Genomic DNA, 17,828 nt, shown 5'->3' with positions numbered 1-17,828 from the left:
ACGTCAACAGGCAGGCCCGACTGCGGATCAGGCACGGTTTGGAACCGTAATTGACAAATGTCGGATTATGGAGGTGAGTGTGGTGCAGGTCACAGAAGCTGTTCGGGAAACGCCGTAATGAATCCGGCCGCTCCCGCGTCGAAAGGGCACAGCGAAACCCGCACCACACCGAGGGAGCCCGCCATGCCCGCCACTTTGCCCGGCACCGTCGAACAGACCGTCCGCGCCCGCCTCGTCACCGCCGACGGACGGGGCCCCGAGCGCGCCGTCACGGTCGCGCTGCGCTACACGGCCGCAGACCCGCTCGCCGTCCACCTCGTCTTCCCGCCCGAGGTCACGCTCGCCGGTCGCGAGGTCACCTGGACGTTCGGGCGGTCGCTCCTGGCGGAGGGGCTGGGCACGCCCGCCGGCGGCGGCGACGTGCACGTCTGGCCGTGCGGCCGGGCCCGTACCGTCATCGAGCTGCACGCGCCCGAGGGAATGGCCGTGGTCCAGTTCGACACGTCGGCGCTGCGCCGCTTCCTGGAGCGCTCGTACGCGGTCGTCCCGGTCGGCGCGGAGGACGTCGGGGCCGTGATCGAACGGGCCCTCACCGCCCTCTTCCGCGCCGACGAGGGCGGCGAGGGCGAGTGAGGGCCGCCGATCGGCTCAGGCCGCGCCGAGCTCCTTCTCGATCGCCGCGACGACCTCCGGCGCGTCCGGCGTCGTCTGCGGGGCGAACCGCGCGACGACCTCGCCGGAGCGGCCGACCAGGAACTTCTCGAAGTTCCAGCGGATGTCGCCGGTGTGGCCCTCCGCGTCCGGCGCGTCGACGAGGTTCGCGTAGAGCGCGTGCCGGCCGGGGCCGTTGACCTCGACCTTCTCCGTCATCGGAAAGGTCACCCCGTACGTGGCCGAGCAGAACGCGGCGATCTCGTCGGCGCTGCCCGGCTCCTGGCCCATGAACTGGTTGCACGGCACCCCGAGGACGGTCAGGCCCCGGGCCGCGTACTGCTCCTGTAGCTGTTCCAGCGCCGTGTACTGCGGAGTCAGGCCGCACTTGGAGGCGACGTTGACGACGAGGACGGCGCGGCCGTCGTACTGTGCGAGGTCGGTCTCGCCGCCCTGGAGAGAGCCGATCCGGATGTTCTCGAAAACAGACATGGGGCGATGTTAGGTCCCGGCCCCCGCCCACTCGGACGTGTCCTGGCCCTGACGGCGCAGCCGCCCGCGTCCGATCAGCTCCACCGTGACCGCCACGGCGCACGCCTGCACCGCCATCAGCGCGACCAGGACGAAGAGTTGCACGGCCCCGGCCATGACCGGCGACGCGCCGCCGAGCAGCATGCCGACGAACGCGCCCGGCAGCGTCACGAGCCCCACCGTGCGCGTCTGGTCGAGGCCGGGCAGCAGGGCGTCCGACGCCGCGGGCCGCGCGATCTCCAGGCGGGCGTCGCGGGGCAGCAGTCCGAGCGCCAGGCACGCCTCCACCTCGCCCCGGCGGGCCGTGAGTTCGTCGAGGGCGCGGCGTCCCGCGAGCACGGTCGCCGTGAGCGCGCCGCCGATGAGGATGCCGGTGACCGGGACGACGGCGATGCCCCGCGGCGGCAGCAGACCACAGGCGACCAGCGAGCCGACGACCGGCGCCACCGGGGCACCGATCGGCACCGCCGCCCACACCCAGCTGCGGTCGCGCGTGACGCGGCGGCCGGCTGTCCGCGCCGCCACCGCGAACATCAGCAGCAGGAAGCCGACGAGCGCCGCCCCGTGGTGCACCACCCAGCCGATCACCACCGACACCCCGGCGAGCTGGAGCGCGGCTCGCACCCCCGCGACCGCGATGTCCCGCGCCCGGCGCCGGGACCCGTCCGGTGCGAGCCGGAACACCGCGGCGGCCGTCATGGCCAGCAGCAACAGGACGACCAGGGCGGCCGCGAGGCCGCGCCCCACGGGCAGCAGGGTGGCCGCCACCACGATTCGCTCACGCACGCGTGCAGCGTAGAGCGCCGCGCCTTTGCGCCGGTGGTGCGGTGCCCGGCGTCCGTGCGCGACGATGGGCGGGCGACAACCAAGCGTGAGAGTCGACGCGACGAGAAAGAGGGCTGACCGTCATGGCACAGCAGGTGCGGGGCGTGATCGCGCGGACCAAGGGCGCGCCGGTCGAGATCGAGACGATCACCGTGCCCGATCCGGGACCTGGTGAGGCGGTGGTCGACATCCGGGCGTGCGGGGTGTGCCACACGGATCTGCACTACCGGGAGGGCGGGATCAACGACGATTTCCCGTTCCTGCTGGGCCACGAGGCCGCCGGAGTCGTCGAGTCGGTGGGCGAGGGCGTCACCGAGGTGACACCCGGCGACTACGTGATCCTCAACTGGCGTGCGGTGTGCGGCCAGTGCCGCGCCTGCCGCCGGGGCCGCCCTCAGTACTGCTTCGACACGCACAACGCGAAGCAGAAGATGACGCTGGCCGACGGGACCGAACTGTCGCCCGCGCTCGGCATCGGGGCGTTCGCCGAGAAGACGCTGGTGGCGGCCGGACAGTGCACCAAGGTCGACCCGGCGGCCTCGCCCGCGGCGGCCGGGCTGCTCGGCTGCGGCGTGATGGCGGGCATCGGCGCCGCCATCAACACCGGAGGCGTGGGGCGCGGCGACTCGGTCGCCGTCATCGGCTGCGGCGGCGTGGGCGACGCAGCCGTGGTCGGCTCCCGGCTCGCCGGAGCCGCGAAGATCATCGCGGTCGACATCGACGACAAGAAGCTCACCACGGCGCGTGAGCTCGGTGCCACACACACCGTCAACTCGCGTACCGCCGACCCGGTCGAGGCGGTACGGGAGCTGACCGGCGGGTTCGGCGCCGATGTCGTCATCGAGGCGGTCGGCCGTCCGGAGACGTACGAACAGGCATTCTACGCGCGGGACCTGGCCGGAACCGTGGTCCTCGTCGGCGTGCCGACCCCACAGATGCGCATCGATCTGCCGCTGCTCGACGTGTTCGGGCGCGGCGGCGCGCTCAAGTCGTCCTGGTACGGGGACTGCCTGCCCTCGCGCGACTTCCCGATGCTCATCGACCTGTATCTGCAAGGCCGCCTGGACCTCGACGCGTTCGTGACCGAGACGATCGCCCTGGAGGATGTGGAGAAGGCGTTCGAGCGGATGCACCACGGCGACGTCCTGCGCTCGGTGGTGGTGTTCCGATGACGGGCGCCCCCGCTGCGGCCCGGATCGAGCGCCTGGTGACGTCGGGCACGTTCTCGCTCGACGGCGGCACCTGGGACGTCGACAACAACGTGTGGCTCGTCGGGAACGACGACGAGGTCGTCGTGGTCGACGCCGCCCACGACGCGGAGGCGATCGCCGAGGCGGTCGGCCGGCGACGCCTGGCGGCCATCGTGTGCACCCACGCGCACGACGACCACATCGACGCGGCGCCCGAGCTGGCCGCCCGCACCGGCGCCCCGATCCTGCTGCACCCGGCCGACACCGAGCTGTGGAAGCGTACGCACCCGGACCGCGCCCCCGACGGCGAACTGGCCGACGGGCAGCGCCTGACCGTGGCGGGCGTGGAACTGACCGTGCTGCACACGCCGGGGCACTGCCACGGCGCGGTGAGCCTGTACGCGCCCGCACTCGGCACGGTGTTCACCGGCGACACCCTGTTCAAGGGCGGCCCCGGCGCCACCGGCCGCACGTTCAGCGACTTTTCGGTCATCGTCGAGTCGATCCGCACGAAACTGCTCACGCTGCCGCCCGAGACCGTCGTACGCACCGGACACGGCGACACCACGACCGTCGGCCAGGAGTCGCCGCACCTGGGGGAGTGGATCGCCCGCGGCCACTGAGCCGAGAGTCGGCCGCGGGCGTCAGCCGGTCTCCCCGGGATGGGCGAGGGCGTCGAGGAACCGGTCGAGCGCGGGCGCCGACGAGGGTCCGTCGGCGCCCCGCGCACGCTCGACGCGCGGTATCGGAGGCTTCCCGAGGCGAAGCGCCTGCGCCTCGATGGCCTCGGTCAGATGCAGCCGCTCAAGGGCGCGTTCGGCGGCCGAGCGGCGTACGTACTCGGTCACGGACAGGCCCAATTGGTCCGCGTGGCTGCGGACCGCGTCGTACTCGTCGGGCGTGAAGAGTTCGCGCACAAGCGCCGTGCCGTCCATGGCCGCATGATGCCGCCCCGGGGCGCATCACGGGGGCGGATGGCATATTCACCCCCCGTTCGCGTGGTGTTGAGGCATGGCGGTGGCGCACGGCGCACAAGGTCGCCCAGTGGGGCATCCGCACGGGCCCTGTGAACCGGCGGCACGAATCCCGGAGCGGTTGGGCAGGGCCACCTCGTGGAGATTGGGGATGAGTGTCCGTCAGTTCGCTACCGCCGTGCCCACCACGGCGGCCCGCGCACGGTCCGTGCTCGCCGCCGCGTGGACCTGCGGCATCACCACCGACGTCGGGCAGGACGACCCGGGTGTTCTGTCCGGCGGAACTTGCCGGGGTCGCAAGCCCTGGCACGCGGTGCCTGCTCGCGTCGGCACATGCGGTCAGCCGGCGCCTGAGGTGACCTTCGGCGGGGTCGGCCGGAGCGCCGGAGGGCCCGCGGGCGCGCGGAACGCCCACTCCATGCGCGGTTCGACGACGAACCGGAACACCCGCCGCACCGGAGAGGTGCACAGCAGCGACACGCCGGCCGCCGCGGCCGCGGTCACCGCCACTTCACCGGCCGGGGTGTGCAGCCACGGATGGTCGTACCAGTTCCCGAAGCGCGAGGCCTTGATGACGAAACCGTGCAGCAGATACCCGTAGACGGTCCCCGCGCCGAGCACCGTGAACCACATCCGCCGACCCGGCACCCACGCCAGGAAACACGCGGTGAGGAGCAGCGAGAGGACGAACAGGGCGGGCGTCGTGAACAACCCCCACCAGGCGGGCACCCCGCGCCCCGCCACGCTCCCGCGGTGGTAGAACCAGCCCGCCTCGAACCAGGGAGCCGCCCAGTAGGCGGTCACGAGCGCCGCGACGGCGACCGGCACGGCGGCGGTCCGCACCCGCCAGGTGCGCAGTCGCGAGAAGTGCTCGGGCCGCAGCACGAGGCCGAGCACGAAGAACGGCAGGAACTGCAGGACCCGTTGGAGCGAGAGGTCGTCGCCGGTTCCCGGTGACGTCGAGGCGAGCGCGGCCACGAGCAACGAGAGGGCGACGGGGTGGCGCAGCCGCAGCCACAGCGGTGTCGACAGCCGCCAGATGAACAGGGCCATCAGGAACCACATCAGGAACCACGGATCGGTCAGGCTGATCGGATAGCCCGGATCGTCCTGCCACCACCGGTAGAACAGGGTGTAGGCCATCTCGAAGACGACGTAGGGCACCGCCACACCGGTCACCAGCCGTTTCAGGCGTCTGGGAGCCATGTCGAAGGAGCGCGAGAAATACCCCGAGACGAGCGCGAACGCCGGCATGTGGAAGGCGTACACGGTCAGATAGACCGCGGTGACGGCACGACTCCCGTACGTCAGTGGCTCCCACGCGTGCCCGCACGCGACCAGGACGATCGTGAGGAACTTCACGTTGTCGAAGTACGACTCGCGTCCTGTGCCCGCGCCCGGACCTGTGCCCGCGCCCTCGGTCTCCGGCGCGCCTTGCCGTGCCATGTGGCTCCCTGCGTCTGTCTCGCGTACGACTACCGGGCCCCCGACTACCCCGGGCCGACCGTGGCATGCGTGGGGGGCGGTGGCACAAGTGAACCGGTGAGGCGAGCGCGGCGCCGCCCTCACGCGTGCCAGTGCCCGTGGAGCGCGGCGGTGGTGAAACCGGGGCCGTAGGCGACCATCGTGCCGCGGTCACCCGCCGCGGGGGGAGCGTCATGCGTGCGTTCGAGGACGCGCAGAACGCTCACCCCGCCGAGGTTGCCCTCATGGGTGAGCGTGTCCAGGGAATGGTGAGCCGAGTCGGCGTCGAGTCCGAGGGCGGTCGCCGTCTCGGTGATGATGGGCGCGCTGCCGGGGTGCAGGACGGGGAAGTCGGTGCGGCGCGCGCCGAGCCAGTCGGTCAGCGTCGGCAGCACCTCGCGGAACGCGGTCCGGCCCCGCCGCGTGGCGTCGAAGTGCAGCCCCGCGGAGGTGATCCGGCCGCTCAGGTCCCGCGCCGCGTCCGGCAGGACGTGTTCGAAGCTGTCCTCGACGGCCAGCCCCGGGCCCAGAGGCTCACCGCTGACCACGGCGGCCCCCGCCGAGTCACCGAACAGAGCCTTGTAGATCATCGCCTCCATGCCGTCGTCGTCGTGGTGGTAGATCGCCGACAGCACCTCCGCGGCGACCACGAGCACCTTGTCGCCGGGGCGCGCGGCCACCAGGTCGGTGGCACGGATCAGCGACTTGGCGCCGCCCGTGCACGCGAGGGACATCTGCGGCACGGAACGGACCGTGGGGCGCATACCGAGCCGACTGACGAGGAGCACGTCCAGGTTGGGCACGGCCCAGCTGGTGGAGTGCGTGGTGACGACGGCGTCGATGTCCGTCGCCGCCAGGCCGGCCTCGCCGAGCGCCGCCTTCGCCGCCTGCTCGGCCAGATCGAGCGCGTCGGCGAACGCCCCGAGGGCGCGTTCCTCGATGCCGTCCGTGCCGGAGACGGTGGCGGAGGAGAGCGGTCGCGTGAAGTAACGGGACCGTACTCCGCACCCTTGCACGGCGCGCACCGAGGCGTTGAGTCTGGGATGGCCCTGATGGTTCGCGCGTATGTCGTCGGCGATCTCGTCGGTGGTCACTTTGTGGGCACCGAGAACGGTGCGCGGGCGGGACACGTAGGCAGGCATGTGGTGGCTCCCATGAGTGCGAGGTGGGTCGGGGGGCCATTTCAACCTACGTCAGCGGCAGTTGGTGAAGAAGTGTCCGGGGTCAATCCGCCGACAGAGTGAGGGTGCGCGGCTGAGGGCGGCGCGGGCCGGGGTGGAAAATCAGGATCATGAAGCGGGCCCCCGGCGTGGTCAACGGCTGCGCGGCGCACATCGTCGCCCAGCCGGGCCCCAGCCTGGAGTGCAGCAACGGCCGCTCGTCACCGTCCGGATGGATCGCCGAGCCACCGGCCTCGTACAGCGGTCCGGCCTCCGGGTCGGCCACGACTTCTTTCTCGATCTGGATCAGGACCTCGTCGTCCGGGCGCGAGGCCAGAGCGACCCGAAGCTGGGGCAGCAGGAGCGGCGCCCACGTGGTGGACCAGTCGACGAGAGTGCACCTGGCCTGCGGATCGAGAAGCATCCACCGCATGGTGTTCATGGGCGGTCTGTGGTCGGGAAACAGGTCCGCGAACGCCTGGTTCCAGGCCAGGAGGTCCCACGAGGCGTCCGAGACGTACGCCATGTGGCTCACGCTGTTGACCGCTTCCTGCCATACGCCGGGCACCTCCTTGCCCGACGACTGGTGCAGTGGCCCAGGAGGATCCTGCAACAGGGCGTACCGGCACAACAGGACCCATTCCTGTTCGTTGAGCCCGAACAGGCACGCCACGTCGCGCAGCAGATCCGCCGGAGGGTTCGGGTAACTTCCCGACTCCAGCCGGTGATACGTGCCCAGTGTGCGGTGCAGCAACTGGTCTACCTGGTGCTGGGAGAGCCCGGGCGCGCGCCGCCCCTGTCCCGTGGGCCGGCTGAAGCCGTGGGACTCGGGGGCTATGAGGGCGCGCCGTTCACGGAGCAGGGCGCGGAGCGCCTTCTTGTTCATGGTGGGTAATCCCTCTTTGTACACGCCGAGTTGAGCTTGAGCAGTCTAAATACTCCCAGCACCTTTGGTAATAAACATTGCCCGAAGAAAACGATCAGTTGGTGCGCCATGATGGAACACGCGGGGCCGCCCACCTGCCGGTTTCATGGGTTGCGGGGAAGTTGACGCAGTCATGAGGCACCTGTGCCCAGCCGCTCGAAAGTGGCTGAAATTTCCCGGTGGCGGGCATCCCGTGTGCCTCAGGGGCTGTTTGGGAAGAGCAAGTGGGACCGGGCCAGCAAATAGTTCGATGTGGCCGGAAAATGCGTTGTACGACGCACGTCCTGCCCTCTTCCACGGCGGGCACCCTGAGGGCCACTGGCTGCGGTCGGTGCCGTCACTCGCCATTACGTAGCGGCCACGGCACCGGCCGCGCCCGGTCTCGCCACGGCGCGCGGCATCGACGAGGGCCGCATACGGCCACGCCCGACCGCGTCGCCCGTCCTGGAACTCTTCCCGGCCACCGAGGCCCACACCCGGCGCGCGGCCCGAACCATGGAGCGTCCGCCCGGCCGCCGCCCGCCGGACGATCCGTTTCACGACGGCGTACGGGGGCGCCGGAGGTGCACCGCGCCTCGTACAAAACCCCGGCACACCCGCCGAACCACCTCACGTCCCTTCGTGCGTCACCCGCACCGGCTCGAATCCGACCACGGTGCGCGCCCCGTCCGACCATGTCACCGTCACCTCCCGGTCGCCGTCGGAGACCGTGACGTCGCGGACGGCGGCGGCGAGCGGCGGCGTCGACGGGGCCGTACCGAGACAGGCCAGGGCCGTGAGGAGCACCGTGCCCTCGGCGTCTGCCGTCAGGCGCGGGATCCGCACCCACGGCTCGTACGCCGTGCCCTGCGGGGCCCGTACCTCGTCCGAACCCGTCCAGCCGGACAGGCCCGCCAGCTGGGAGCCGTGTGCCCGCGTCGCCCAGCCGGTCTGGCTGATCCGGGCCCCGGCCGGCGCTCCGACCACCCGGTGCACGCGCAGTTCGAAGCGGCCGAGCGCCACCGTGACGCTCTGCACCCTCAGGCCCGGCACCATCGGCGGACCCGGGGCGAACACCGGGCGGTGCCAGGACGCCGCCCAGCCCCAGCCCTCGCCCTGCCCCGCGCCCAGCGCGCGGATCCGGCAGCGGACGCTCGCGGCGCCGCCGACCTCGACAGCCAGGTGGTTGTCGGGGACGTTGGCCGGGGACGTCGGGCCGGTGTGCGTGGAGTAGGCCGAGCGGCCGTACAGCGCGTCCGCCAGGTCCGCGGTCTCGCCCTCGTGCGGCCTGACGTGGTCGCTGCCGTGGTTGTGCAGGCGGACGATCCCGTCGGCCCCCGTCGACTGGATCAGCAGGCCCGGCGCGGGCAGCGCGAGCACCCGGTCGGGGCCCTCGCTCGGCGCGGGCTCCTCGGGGGCCGTCCACAGCGGGTCGTCCTCCGGGGCGAGCAGCGCCACGAAACCCTTCGACGCCCAGTACGGCGACGCCGGGCCCGAGTAACGTTGCAGCGTCGCTGCGTGCGGGCCGTGCCAGCCAAGGCTCAGCAGCCCGTCGCCGGTCACCGCGCCGCGGTCGAGGAAATACCGCAGGGCCCCGCTCGCGACCCGCCGTGAGGCACCCGGTGTCAGCGGTGTGTGCCCGGTGACCGCGCCGATCCCGAGCGCCGCCGACGCCGCGAACCGGTAGGTCAGCGACCGCCCGAAGTGGACCGGCGCGCCGTCGGCGCCGAACATCAGCGAGAAGCCCTCCAGGTGCTGCCGCAACCGCGGCCCGAACCGCGCCGAAAGCTCCGCGTCGCCCGTCAGCTGCGCGTGCAGCAGCGGATACAGGTGCAGGGCCCACCCGTTGTAGTGGTCGAAGGCCCGTCCGTCCCCGTCCGCGTACCAGCCGTCGCCCCGGTACCACGTCTCCAGCAGCTCAAGGGCTCGCGCCCGCGCCCCGCGCGTCGAGTGGTCGCCCCGGCCCACCGATTCCAGGAACGACGCGACCATGAAGGGGAACAGGTACCAGTTGTTCGGCGCCGGGACGTGCGTGAGCGCGCCGCGCAGCCACTGCTCGGCCCGGTCCTGCACGTCGCCGTCGAGCCGGTCCCACAGCCACGGCCGGGTCAGCATCAGGCCGAGCGCCACCGACGCCGACTCGACCATCGGCTGCCCCTGGACGTGATGGTCGAGGATCAGCGGCCACGACTCGGTGTCGTCGCGGCCCGGTGTGCGCGTACCGGCGGCCAGACCGCGCGCGTACCGGTCGAGCAGGCCGCCCGGGTCCTTGCCGCCCGAGCCCGCGATCCGGAACCCGGCCGCAAGGAACGTACGGGCATAGCCTTCGAGCCCGTCCGAGCGCACTCCGGAGACGGACGGGCGGCCCGGCAGGTCCAGCAGGGCGCCTTCGGGGGTGGCCCAGCGCCAGGCCGCTTCCAGCAGCCCGTCGGCGACGGCCTCCCAGTGCGCGCGCGTGTACCCGGTGTACGGGCTCAGCTCCCGGTTCTCCTCGGGCAGTTCGAACGGTACGGTCATGCCAGGAACCCCAGTCTCTCGCGTCGTACGGGATGGGCGAAACCGTCGCCCGCGGCCCACCGCGCCACCTCGCCGACGGCCGTGCCGGCGAGCCGTCCGCTCGCGCGCCCGCGCCGGGTGGTCGGGCGGCGCAGCACTTCGGTGTCCGTCCTGTCGAGGACCGCCGGGACACGGCCCGCACGTGGCGGACGGCAGCGGCGCGTGCCGGCTCGACAGGGCGCCGCGCGCGGCCGGTTCCGGCGGCGCCACCGAATCGACGCGCCGCTCGGCGGCCGGTCGGCGGCACAGACAGGATGCCGACCGTGCCGCGGCAGCCGGCCACCACGTGCGGGGTGTGTGGCCACGGCGCGCGCATTCGGCCGCCGAGGAACGCGCGGACCCGCTCCAGGACGCGTCTGGCGGAAGGTTCAGGGTGAGCGTGTGCTCGGCGACCGGCGGTGCGCAGGCGTCGGTGGCGCGCCCGCACACCGAACCGGCGGCGTGCGCCGCTGCCGCGAGGCGGGCCGCAGCACGCCAGTTCCTCCACGTCGCCGCGGACCGTGACCCCGGACACCGATCCGCTGCCGCCCGAGCCCGACCGGTTCGCGCATGCTGGTGGCCCCCTCGCTCCCGGTGTCCGTCCGAGCGCTTCGCTCAACGGTTCCGCGGCAGCATAACCAGGCGGGGCGCGGGTGGGTCAGCCCTGTGCGGCGGCCGGATCAGGGGGAAGGCGGTCGAGGACGATGCCGAAGTGCTGGTCGTACGCCCTCAGTACGTCGGCGTCGTCGACCAGCTCCGTCACGATGCGCTCGCCGCCGGCCGTCGTGGTGAGCGTATGGCCGCTGAGGGTGATCCTGCCGTCGTCGGTGAGCCGGGAACAGACCAGGGACCGCGTGAAGTGCGAGGCGGGCGAGGTGCGGTGGTACCAGGAGCCCACCTCGAAGTCGCGCAGCGACCGCGGCCGCGGCTCGACCAGGTACTGCGGTACTCCGTCGCGCCGCACGAGCAGATCCCCACAGCCGCCGCCCGGCCCGCCTTCGCCCACGTCCTCGACGCGGAAGACGCCGCCCGGGTCGCGCTGGTCACCCCGCTCGTCCATGACCAGCGGATAGTGGCAGTGCGTGCCGAACCCGACGTCCGCGAGCCACGTGGTCCCCTCCGAGGACCGCACGCGCAGCGCCAGATGGTCATAGGGAATGCCGAACCCGCCGTCCTCTCCCGCCACGCGCGCCTGGAGCAGCGTCACCCCGAACCCGAGCGCATCGAGCAGCGCGGCGAACGCGCCGTTGAGCTCGTAGCAGAAGCCGCCGCGCCGCCGCTCCACCACCTTGGCGACCAGGGCGTCGGAGTCGAGCGTGATCTCCTCGCCCAAGTGCACGGAGAGGTTCTCGAACGGCACGGTGCGCAGATGCGCCAGGTGCAGGGCGCGCAGCGCGTCGTCGGTGGCGGCGGCGGGGCGCGGCACGCCGATGCGGTCCAGGTAGGCGTCGGTGCGGGTGCGATCCATGCCGACCAGTGTCCTCGACGTGCCGCGCCGACCGGGCCGGCCGTCAGGACGATCGAGGCTCGGGCGCAAGGCCCAGGTCGTAGATCCGGTCGAGCAGCCACGCCTCGTTGCCCGCGAGGCCCGCTCGGCGCAGGGCCTCGTCGGCCTCGGCGATGGGGCCGCTGAGCACGGCCGCGGTGCCGGGCGGCTCGTCGGGGCACAGCGCCGCGCGTGCCGTGTGCAGCAGGCGCAGACAGGCCTGCGCCGCCGCCAACTCGTGGTTCCTGGAGTGCTGTCCGGTCTTCGTGGTCCCGTTCATGCCCCCACTCTCGCGCACGGGTCTGACAATGGGCGCGCGGCGGCGGGGAGCGCACCGGCAGGTCAGGCGAAGATCACCCGGTGGCGGGGGAACGGCGCGTCAGACGCAGCCGCAGCCCGCGCGGCATCAGCGTGAGCCGCTCGGAGATCTGCAACCGGTAGCCGGGCTCCGGCTCGATGTCGTAGCGCCGCAGCAGCAGACCCAGCGTCAGCAGGGCCTCGTGCAGGGCGAATTGCCTGCCGATGCACGCCCGCGCGCCCGTACCGAACGGCTTGAACACATGGGCGGGGCGGGCCCGGACGGCCTGCGGCGTGAACCGGTCGGGGTCGAAGACCTCCGGATGCGGGCCCCACGCCGCCGGATCGCGGTGCAGCATCGCGGTGAGCACCAGCGCCCACGCGCCCCGCCGCATCGGATGCGCCCCGCCCAACGTCGTGTCGGCCACCGCCTCGCGCGCGTACGCCGGAGCCGTCGGCCACAGCCGCAGCGCCTCGTCGAGCACCCGTCGCACATACCGCAACTTGGCGACCTGCTCGTAGGCGGGCACCTCCACCGCGCCCCAGACCCGGTCGACCTCCTCCTGGGCCCGCGTGAGCACCGCCCTGTCCTGCGCCAGGTGGTGCAGCGCGAACGACAGGGCGCCGGAGGTCGTCTCGTGGCCGGCCACCAGGAACGTGATGACCTGGCGGCGGATGTTCTCCGGGGCGAGCCGCTCGCCCGTCTCCGGGTGCGCCACCTCCAGCATGCGGTCGAGCAGGTCGCCGGGCCCGCCGCCGGCTTCACGGCGCGTCGCGATCACCTCGTCGACGGCACGGTCGAGATAGGCCCGGTGGGCCGCGTTGCGCCGCTGCGCGCCGCGCAGCAGAACCGGTGTCAGCAAAGGCGGCACCACGTTGCGGCGCTGTGCGAACGACAGCGCGCCCACCATCGCCGACACGAACGGATGCGGCCCCTCGCGCTCGAAGTCCCGCTCGAACGAACCGAAGTCGTAGCCGAAACCGGTGCGCGCGATCGTCTCCAGGGTCAGTTTCGTCATGTCGCCCGGCACGTCCACGGCCCGCCCGGCCGCCTCGCTCGCGTCCCACGCGTCCGTGAGGCGCCCGGCCACGTCGAGCATCAACGCGTGGTAGCCCGCCATCGCCTCACGGCTGAAGCCCGGGGCCAGGATGTCGTGCGCCAGCTGCCAGTTGGGCTCGTGGTTGTACGCGGTGAACAGGCCGTCGCCCGCCATCGGCCGCAGATTGGCCACGCCGAGCCCGACATGCTTGGCGAACCGCGTCTCGTCGGCCATCTCCGCCGCCAGGTCCGCGCCCCACACGAACACGATCTCCTTGCCGAATCCCTTGCGGCGGAAGATCGGACCGAGCCGCGCGGCGATCCGCATCGAATCCTGCACCGGCGTTCGGACGTTGGAGCCGAGCGCGTCGCCGATCACCGGGAGGCGACGCGGCGGATGCGGGATGCGCTCCAGGTGCGGCCAGCCCTGTTCCGCGCTGCGGAACCCCCGCGGCAGCGCCGGGTCCGCCGCCTGTGTCGCCTGCGCTGCCATCGTGGCCATCTCCCCTGTGCCGCCCGGCCCGTTGAGTCGATCAGCGGCGTTGTTAGACGTCGATTCAATAATCGTCTCAGTGTGGTCCCGCCGTTGAACCGGCGTCAAGCAAGCGGTCGCACATCCAGTAAGGTGCGGCCATGGCGGCGGAGCGAGGGGGAGCGGGGGCGAGAGGGGAGCGGCCCGCCAGGCGTCGGCTCAGCACGCAGGAGCGCAGGCAGCAGCTGCTGTCCGTGGGCGCCAGACTGTTCGCCCAGAACCCGTACGACGACGTGTGGATCGAGCAGGTCGCGGAGATCGCGGGAGTCTCACGAGGTCTCCTGTACCACTACTTCCCGACGAAACGGGACTTCTTCGCCGCGGTCGTGCGGCGCGAGAGCGAGCGCATGCTGCGGCTGACCGCCGCGGTCCCCGGCGTTCCGGTCCTCGATCAGCTGGGCACCGGGCTCGACACGTTTCTGGAGTACGTCGCCTCGCACGCCCAGGGCTTCCGGGCGTTCCACCGTGCGGAGGCGGCCGGTGACCCGACCGTGCGCACGGTGTACCGCGAGGGGCTCGCCGCGCACGAGCGGCAGATCATGGCGGCCCTCGCCGCCGACCCGCGCATGGCCGACCGACTGGCGCACCAGCCGGCCCTGCGGCTCGCGGTACGCGGATGGCTGGCCTTCCTCGTCGCCGTCTGCCTCGACTGGCTGGACGAGCCCGAACTGTCCCGCGCGCAGGTGCGCGACCTGTGCGCGCGGGCGCTGCTCGGGGCGATCGACGGGTAGACCCGCAGCCGGTTCCCGGCTGCCCGGTTCCCTGAACCCGTGGGACCTCCTCGGGTAAATACTAAGGAAAACTTGCAAGGATACCTGCTCAAATCGTACGGTGGGCAGATGTCAGGAACGCAGGGACACCCGGCAGGTGAACCGGCCGCCGAGCGCATCGCGACCGACCTCGCCACCGTCGTCGGGAGGCTCTCGCGCAGGCTGCGCAGCGCGTCGCCGGACAGCCTCCTCACGCCCACGCAGCGCACCGTCCTGGCGCGCCTCGGCATGGAGGGCCCGGCCACCACGGCGGCCCTCGCCCGCTCGGAGTACGTACGGCCGCAGTCGATGCGCCTCACGGTCGGCGCACTGGAGGAGCGCGGCCTCGTGACCCGCGCGCCCGACCCGGACGACGGCCGCCAGTCCGTCGTCTCCATCACCGACGCGGGGCGCGCCGTCCTCGACTCCGTACGCGCCGCCAAACACGGCTGGCTCGCGCAGGCACTCGCCACCGAGCTCGACGCCGACGAGAGGCGCGCCCTCGCCGATGCCGCGGTGCTCCTCGAACGCCTGGTGAGGGCGTGAGCGGCGACCCGGCGTAGGCGATCGGAGGCGACTTCGCGACCGGTCACGGACCGTGCGCCGTCGCGCGCTGACCGCGACACGGCCGAAATGCCACCCTGACGGCCCCCGGGCGGATGCCACGACGGCGAAAAGCTCAGCCGAACACGTGACAAACCGGCGTCCGGACGGGAACCCTGCGAAGTGACCGGCAGGGGGAACACGAGGGGGCATCGCGCATGGGCGGGCTGCTGCGCATCCATTTCACCGAGCGGGACCTGGCCCGCGTCCACATCGCCGACCGGCCCGACCCGCTGTGGGAACTGGTCCTGGCCATCCAGCAGCTGACCGAGCCGCGCCCCTGCCGCCACAGCGGCCCCGTCTACCGTGTATGGACCCGCACCGCCCGCACCGTCCTGCACGAGCAGGGCCTCGTCCCGGCGGCACGCCTGCTGGGGCGGATCGCCCCGGGCGCCCTGTACTTCCCCGACTTCCTCACCCCCGCCGCCGCGGGCCGCGGCCTCTCCGAGGGACTCGAAGCGGTGCGCGCCACACCGCGCGAGCAGATCTCCCGACAGCTGCGCCTGACGCATCAGCTCCGGCCCTTGCCGTCCTGGGCCCACTCCCTGGCCGACGCCGACCCGGCGCGGCGCACCGAACTCGTCGAACTGCTGAGGGCGTTGCACGACGCCGTCATCGCACCGGACTGGACCGGGGTCGACCGGCTCTTCGAACTGGACCGCGCCCGCCGCGCCCGAGCCCTGTGCGCGGACGGCGTCGACGCGCTCCTCGCGTCGCTGCGCCCGGCCCTGCGCTGGGCCCCACCGGTGCTGAGCGCCCCGTACCCCGCCGACAAGGACCTCCGCCTCGACGGCCGGGGACTGCGTCTCGTGCCGTCGTTCTTCTGTTGGGCCACCCCCGTCACCACCGCGGACCCCGGCCTGCCGCCGGTTGTCGTCTACCCCGTCGACCACGCCCCGGTACTCGAGCACAGCGCGCGCGACACCGCCGAGGAGGCGCTCGCCGGACTACTGGGCCAGACCCGCGCCCGCGTCCTCGGCGCGCTGACCGACGGCGCCACCACCGGCGAACTCGCGGGCCGCCTCGGCGTGTCGGCGGCCTCGGCCAGCACCCATGTCGCGACCCTGCGGGGCGCGCGTCTGGCCGCCAGTACCCGTGCCGGAGCACACGTCCTGCACACGCTCACTCCGCTGGGGCGGGCTCTTCTGGAGGGTGCGGCCCCCGGCACCGGCTGACGCCAGAGCTCCCACCCGGCCGTCAGGCACCTCGACCGCACCCCCGGACGCCGCACTACACCCCCGTACGCCGCACGGCGGCACGCTCATCAGCCTCCGCGCCCACCGGCCACCCGGGCAAGTCCTTTCGGGCCCAGCCGAAAACGCCGGGCGTCAGAGGCCGCCGGGCGGCGACGACCGGCCCCCGGCCCCCGGCGGGCCCGGCTCGAGCGCGGGTTCCTCGGTCTGCCCCGGCTCCGGCGCGATGGCGGGTTCCTCGGTCTGCCCCGGCTCCGGCGCGAGGGCGGGCTCCTCCCCAGCGGCCGGCTCCGGCTCGGTCGACGTGGCCGCCACGGCCGACGGCGTCGACCCCACCGGCGGGCTCTGCTGGGCCCGTTCGAGGAAGCGCAGCAACTCGACCGGGAAGGGCAGCACGAGCGTCGAGTTCTTCTCGGCCGCGACCGCCACCACGGTCTGCAGCAACCGCAGTTGCAGCGCCGACGGCGTGGCCGCCATGGCCTTGGCCGCCTCGGCGAGCTTCTTCGACGCCTGGAGTTCCGCGTCCGCGTTGATGACGCGCGCCCGGCGCTCACGGTCGGCCTCCGCCTGCCGCGCCATCGACCGCTTCATGGTCTCCGGCAGCGACACGTCCTTGATCTCGACCCGGTCGATCTGCACGCCCCACCCTACGGCCGGGCTGTCGATCATCAACTCGAGCCCCTGGTTGAGCTTCTCCCGGTTCGACAGCAGGTCGTCCAGGTCGCTCTTGCCGATGATCGACCGCAGCGACGTCTGCGCCATCTGGGACACCGCGAACTGGTAGTCCTCCACCTGGATCACCGCGTTCGGCGCGTCGACGACCTTGAAGTACACGACCGCGTCCACCCGCACCGTGACGTTGTCCCGCGTGATGCCTTCCTGGGCGGGGATGGGCATCGTCACGATCTGCATGTTCACCTTCCGCAACCGGTCAACGGCCGGAAGGATCATGGTCAACCCCGGTTCGCGCACCCCGTGCATCCGGCCGAGCCGGAAGACGACCCCGCGCTCGTACTGCTTCACCACGCGCGCGGAAGCCGCCAGGAGCAGCAGGCAGACCGACACCGCCGCGACGATCGCGACCACGATTTCTTGGACCATGACGGCCCCCAGCTCTCCGATTCCACCACTTACTACACGGTATGTCGCCTGGACAGCACAGTCGAGGGCCGGCCGGGGCGGTCCCGCCGGGCAGGGGTCCGGTGGGGTAGTGTGACCGGGCCGAGCGGGCGCCGTCACTGACGGTGTCGAAGACGCTCGGACGAAGCCACGAAGCCACGCGACGACGGCACGAGGAGGTGGGCCCGATCACCGCAGTACCAGGTCGGCGGCTCCCTTCGCCCGGCGCACGCACGCACCGCTCCTGCTGAGCGCGTCGGCGGCCGTCCGGCGGCCCGGGAGCCTCATCGGTGTCCCGAGAGGTTTCATCCGTTCATGTCGGACTCCCCGTCAGCAAGGCCCTCCGAGTTCCCCTTCTCCGCCGAATCCTCGGCCGGATCGTCCACCGAATCCTCCGTCGTCGCGGCCCTGCGGGGCGCTGGCTGCGTCTTCGCGGAGGACGAGGCGCGTGTCCTGCTCGCCTCGGCCCGTGGCCCGGCCGAGCTGACCGCCATGGTGCGGCGGCGCAGCGAGGGCGTCCCGCTCGAACACGTCGTCGGCTGGGCGGAGTTCTGCGGCCTGCGCGTCGACGTCGAC

17 protein-coding genes and 1 pseudogene are annotated in these 17,828 nt (G+C 72.5%); 7 read left to right on the top strand and 11 right to left on the bottom strand.

What is annotated here, in order from left to right; genetic code table 11:
- Nucleotides 1-183: 183 nt before the first annotated feature.
- The gene (locus OFY01_RS15790; protein WP_266600355.1) at nt 184-633 is read left to right on the top strand and encodes an SsgA family sporulation/cell division regulator; all 450 of its coding nucleotides are present in this window, start codon (nt 184-186) and stop codon (nt 631-633) included.
- Nucleotides 634-648: 15 nt separating this feature from the next.
- Here OFY01_RS15790 and OFY01_RS15785 read toward each other — a convergent pair whose 3' ends face one another.
- Nucleotides 649-1,143, bottom strand: coding sequence for a glutathione peroxidase (locus OFY01_RS15785; protein WP_266600353.1), 495 nt, complete (start codon nt 1,141-1,143; stop codon nt 649-651).
- A 9-nt stretch (nt 1,144-1,152) separates the two neighbouring features.
- The gene (locus OFY01_RS15780; RefSeq protein ID WP_407700354.1) at nt 1,153-1,881 is read right to left on the bottom strand and encodes an ABC transporter permease; all 729 of its coding nucleotides are present in this window, start codon (nt 1,879-1,881) and stop codon (nt 1,153-1,155) included.
- Between the two features lie 209 nt (nt 1,882-2,090).
- Here OFY01_RS15780 and OFY01_RS15775 point away from each other — a divergent pair, with 209 nt between their 5' ends.
- Nucleotides 2,091-3,179, top strand: a complete 1,089-nt coding sequence (locus tag OFY01_RS15775) for an S-(hydroxymethyl)mycothiol dehydrogenase (protein ID WP_266600351.1) — start codon at nt 2,091-2,093, stop codon at nt 3,177-3,179.
- The gene (locus tag OFY01_RS15770; protein WP_266600350.1) at nt 3,176-3,820 is read left to right on the top strand and encodes an MBL fold metallo-hydrolase; all 645 of its coding nucleotides are present in this window, start codon (nt 3,176-3,178) and stop codon (nt 3,818-3,820) included. Before OFY01_RS15775 ends, OFY01_RS15770 begins: the two co-directional genes overlap by 4 nt.
- 21 nt (nt 3,821-3,841) lie before the next feature.
- On the opposite strand, the gene OFY01_RS15765 is transcribed toward OFY01_RS15770, so the two are convergent.
- The 8 genes from OFY01_RS15765 to OFY01_RS15730 form a co-directional block, all read right to left on the bottom strand.
- Nucleotides 3,842-4,132 (bottom strand): plasmid mobilization protein, encoded by a 291-nt coding sequence (locus tag OFY01_RS15765; RefSeq protein ID WP_266600349.1) that lies wholly within the window; start codon nt 4,130-4,132, stop codon nt 3,842-3,844.
- 378 nt (nt 4,133-4,510) lie between these two features.
- Nucleotides 4,511-5,617: an acyltransferase family protein gene (locus OFY01_RS15760; RefSeq protein WP_266600348.1), complete on the bottom strand. Its 1,107-nt coding sequence runs from the start codon at nt 5,615-5,617 to the stop codon at nt 4,511-4,513.
- Between the two features lie 119 nt (nt 5,618-5,736).
- Nucleotides 5,737-6,777, bottom strand: a complete 1,041-nt coding sequence (locus tag OFY01_RS15755; RefSeq protein ID WP_266600347.1) for a beta-ketoacyl-[acyl-carrier-protein] synthase family protein — start codon at nt 6,775-6,777, stop codon at nt 5,737-5,739.
- Between the two features lie 82 nt (nt 6,778-6,859).
- Nucleotides 6,860-7,681, bottom strand: coding sequence for an MmyB family transcriptional regulator (locus tag OFY01_RS15750; protein ID WP_266600346.1), 822 nt, complete (start codon nt 7,679-7,681; stop codon nt 6,860-6,862).
- Nucleotides 7,682-8,329: 648 nt separating this feature from the next.
- The gene (locus OFY01_RS15745) at nt 8,330-10,216 is read right to left on the bottom strand and encodes a DUF2264 domain-containing protein (RefSeq protein WP_266600344.1); all 1,887 of its coding nucleotides are present in this window, start codon (nt 10,214-10,216) and stop codon (nt 8,330-8,332) included.
- Nucleotides 10,217-10,892: 676 nt separating this feature from the next.
- Entirely contained in the window at nt 10,893-11,702 is an 810-nt protein-coding gene (locus OFY01_RS15740) for an arylamine N-acetyltransferase family protein (RefSeq protein ID WP_266600342.1), read from the bottom strand.
- Nucleotides 11,703-11,745: 43 nt separating this feature from the next.
- Nucleotides 11,746-12,000: a hypothetical protein gene (locus OFY01_RS15735; protein ID WP_266600340.1), complete on the bottom strand. Its 255-nt coding sequence runs from the start codon at nt 11,998-12,000 to the stop codon at nt 11,746-11,748.
- A 73-nt stretch (nt 12,001-12,073) separates the two neighbouring features.
- Nucleotides 12,074-13,558 carry a cytochrome P450 gene (locus OFY01_RS15730; protein WP_266600338.1) on the bottom strand — a complete coding sequence of 495 codons (1,485 nt, stop codon included), beginning with the start codon at nt 13,556-13,558 and terminating at the stop codon, nt 12,074-12,076.
- A gap of 131 nt (nt 13,559-13,689) precedes the next feature.
- Between OFY01_RS15730 and OFY01_RS15725 the strand changes: the two genes are divergently transcribed.
- The 3 genes from OFY01_RS15725 to OFY01_RS15715 all read left to right on the top strand — a co-directional run bounded on the left by OFY01_RS15725 (nt 13,690) and on the right by OFY01_RS15715 (nt 16,115).
- Nucleotides 13,690-14,319 (top strand): TetR/AcrR family transcriptional regulator, encoded by a 630-nt coding sequence (locus OFY01_RS15725; RefSeq protein WP_266600336.1) that lies wholly within the window; start codon nt 13,690-13,692, stop codon nt 14,317-14,319.
- A 108-nt stretch (nt 14,320-14,427) separates the two neighbouring features.
- Complete coding sequence (locus tag OFY01_RS15720; protein WP_266600334.1) at nt 14,428-14,883, top strand: MarR family winged helix-turn-helix transcriptional regulator; 456 nt, start codon at nt 14,428-14,430, stop codon at nt 14,881-14,883.
- A 215-nt stretch (nt 14,884-15,098) separates the two neighbouring features.
- A complete protein-coding gene (locus OFY01_RS15715; protein WP_266600332.1) occupies nt 15,099-16,115 on the top strand; it encodes an ArsR/SmtB family transcription factor in 1,017 nt (338 codons plus the stop codon).
- Between the two features lie 153 nt (nt 16,116-16,268).
- Here the strand turns inward: OFY01_RS15715 and OFY01_RS15710 are convergent, their stop codons facing one another.
- The gene (locus tag OFY01_RS15710; protein WP_266600330.1) at nt 16,269-17,234 is read right to left on the bottom strand and encodes an SPFH domain-containing protein; all 966 of its coding nucleotides are present in this window, start codon (nt 17,232-17,234) and stop codon (nt 16,269-16,271) included.
- A 333-nt stretch (nt 17,235-17,567) separates the two neighbouring features.
- Here OFY01_RS15710 and OFY01_RS15705 point away from each other — a divergent pair.
- Nucleotides 17,568-17,828: pseudogene (locus OFY01_RS15705) on the top strand (putative protein N(5)-glutamine methyltransferase); the annotation flags it as partial.

This window comes from Streptomyces beihaiensis (assembly GCF_026274175.1).
Taxonomy (GTDB): Bacteria; Actinomycetota; Actinomycetes; order Streptomycetales; family Streptomycetaceae; genus Streptomyces; species Streptomyces beihaiensis.
The sequence above is the reverse complement of the archived record's forward strand: the minus strand, read 5'-3'. Positions and strand labels throughout refer to the sequence as shown.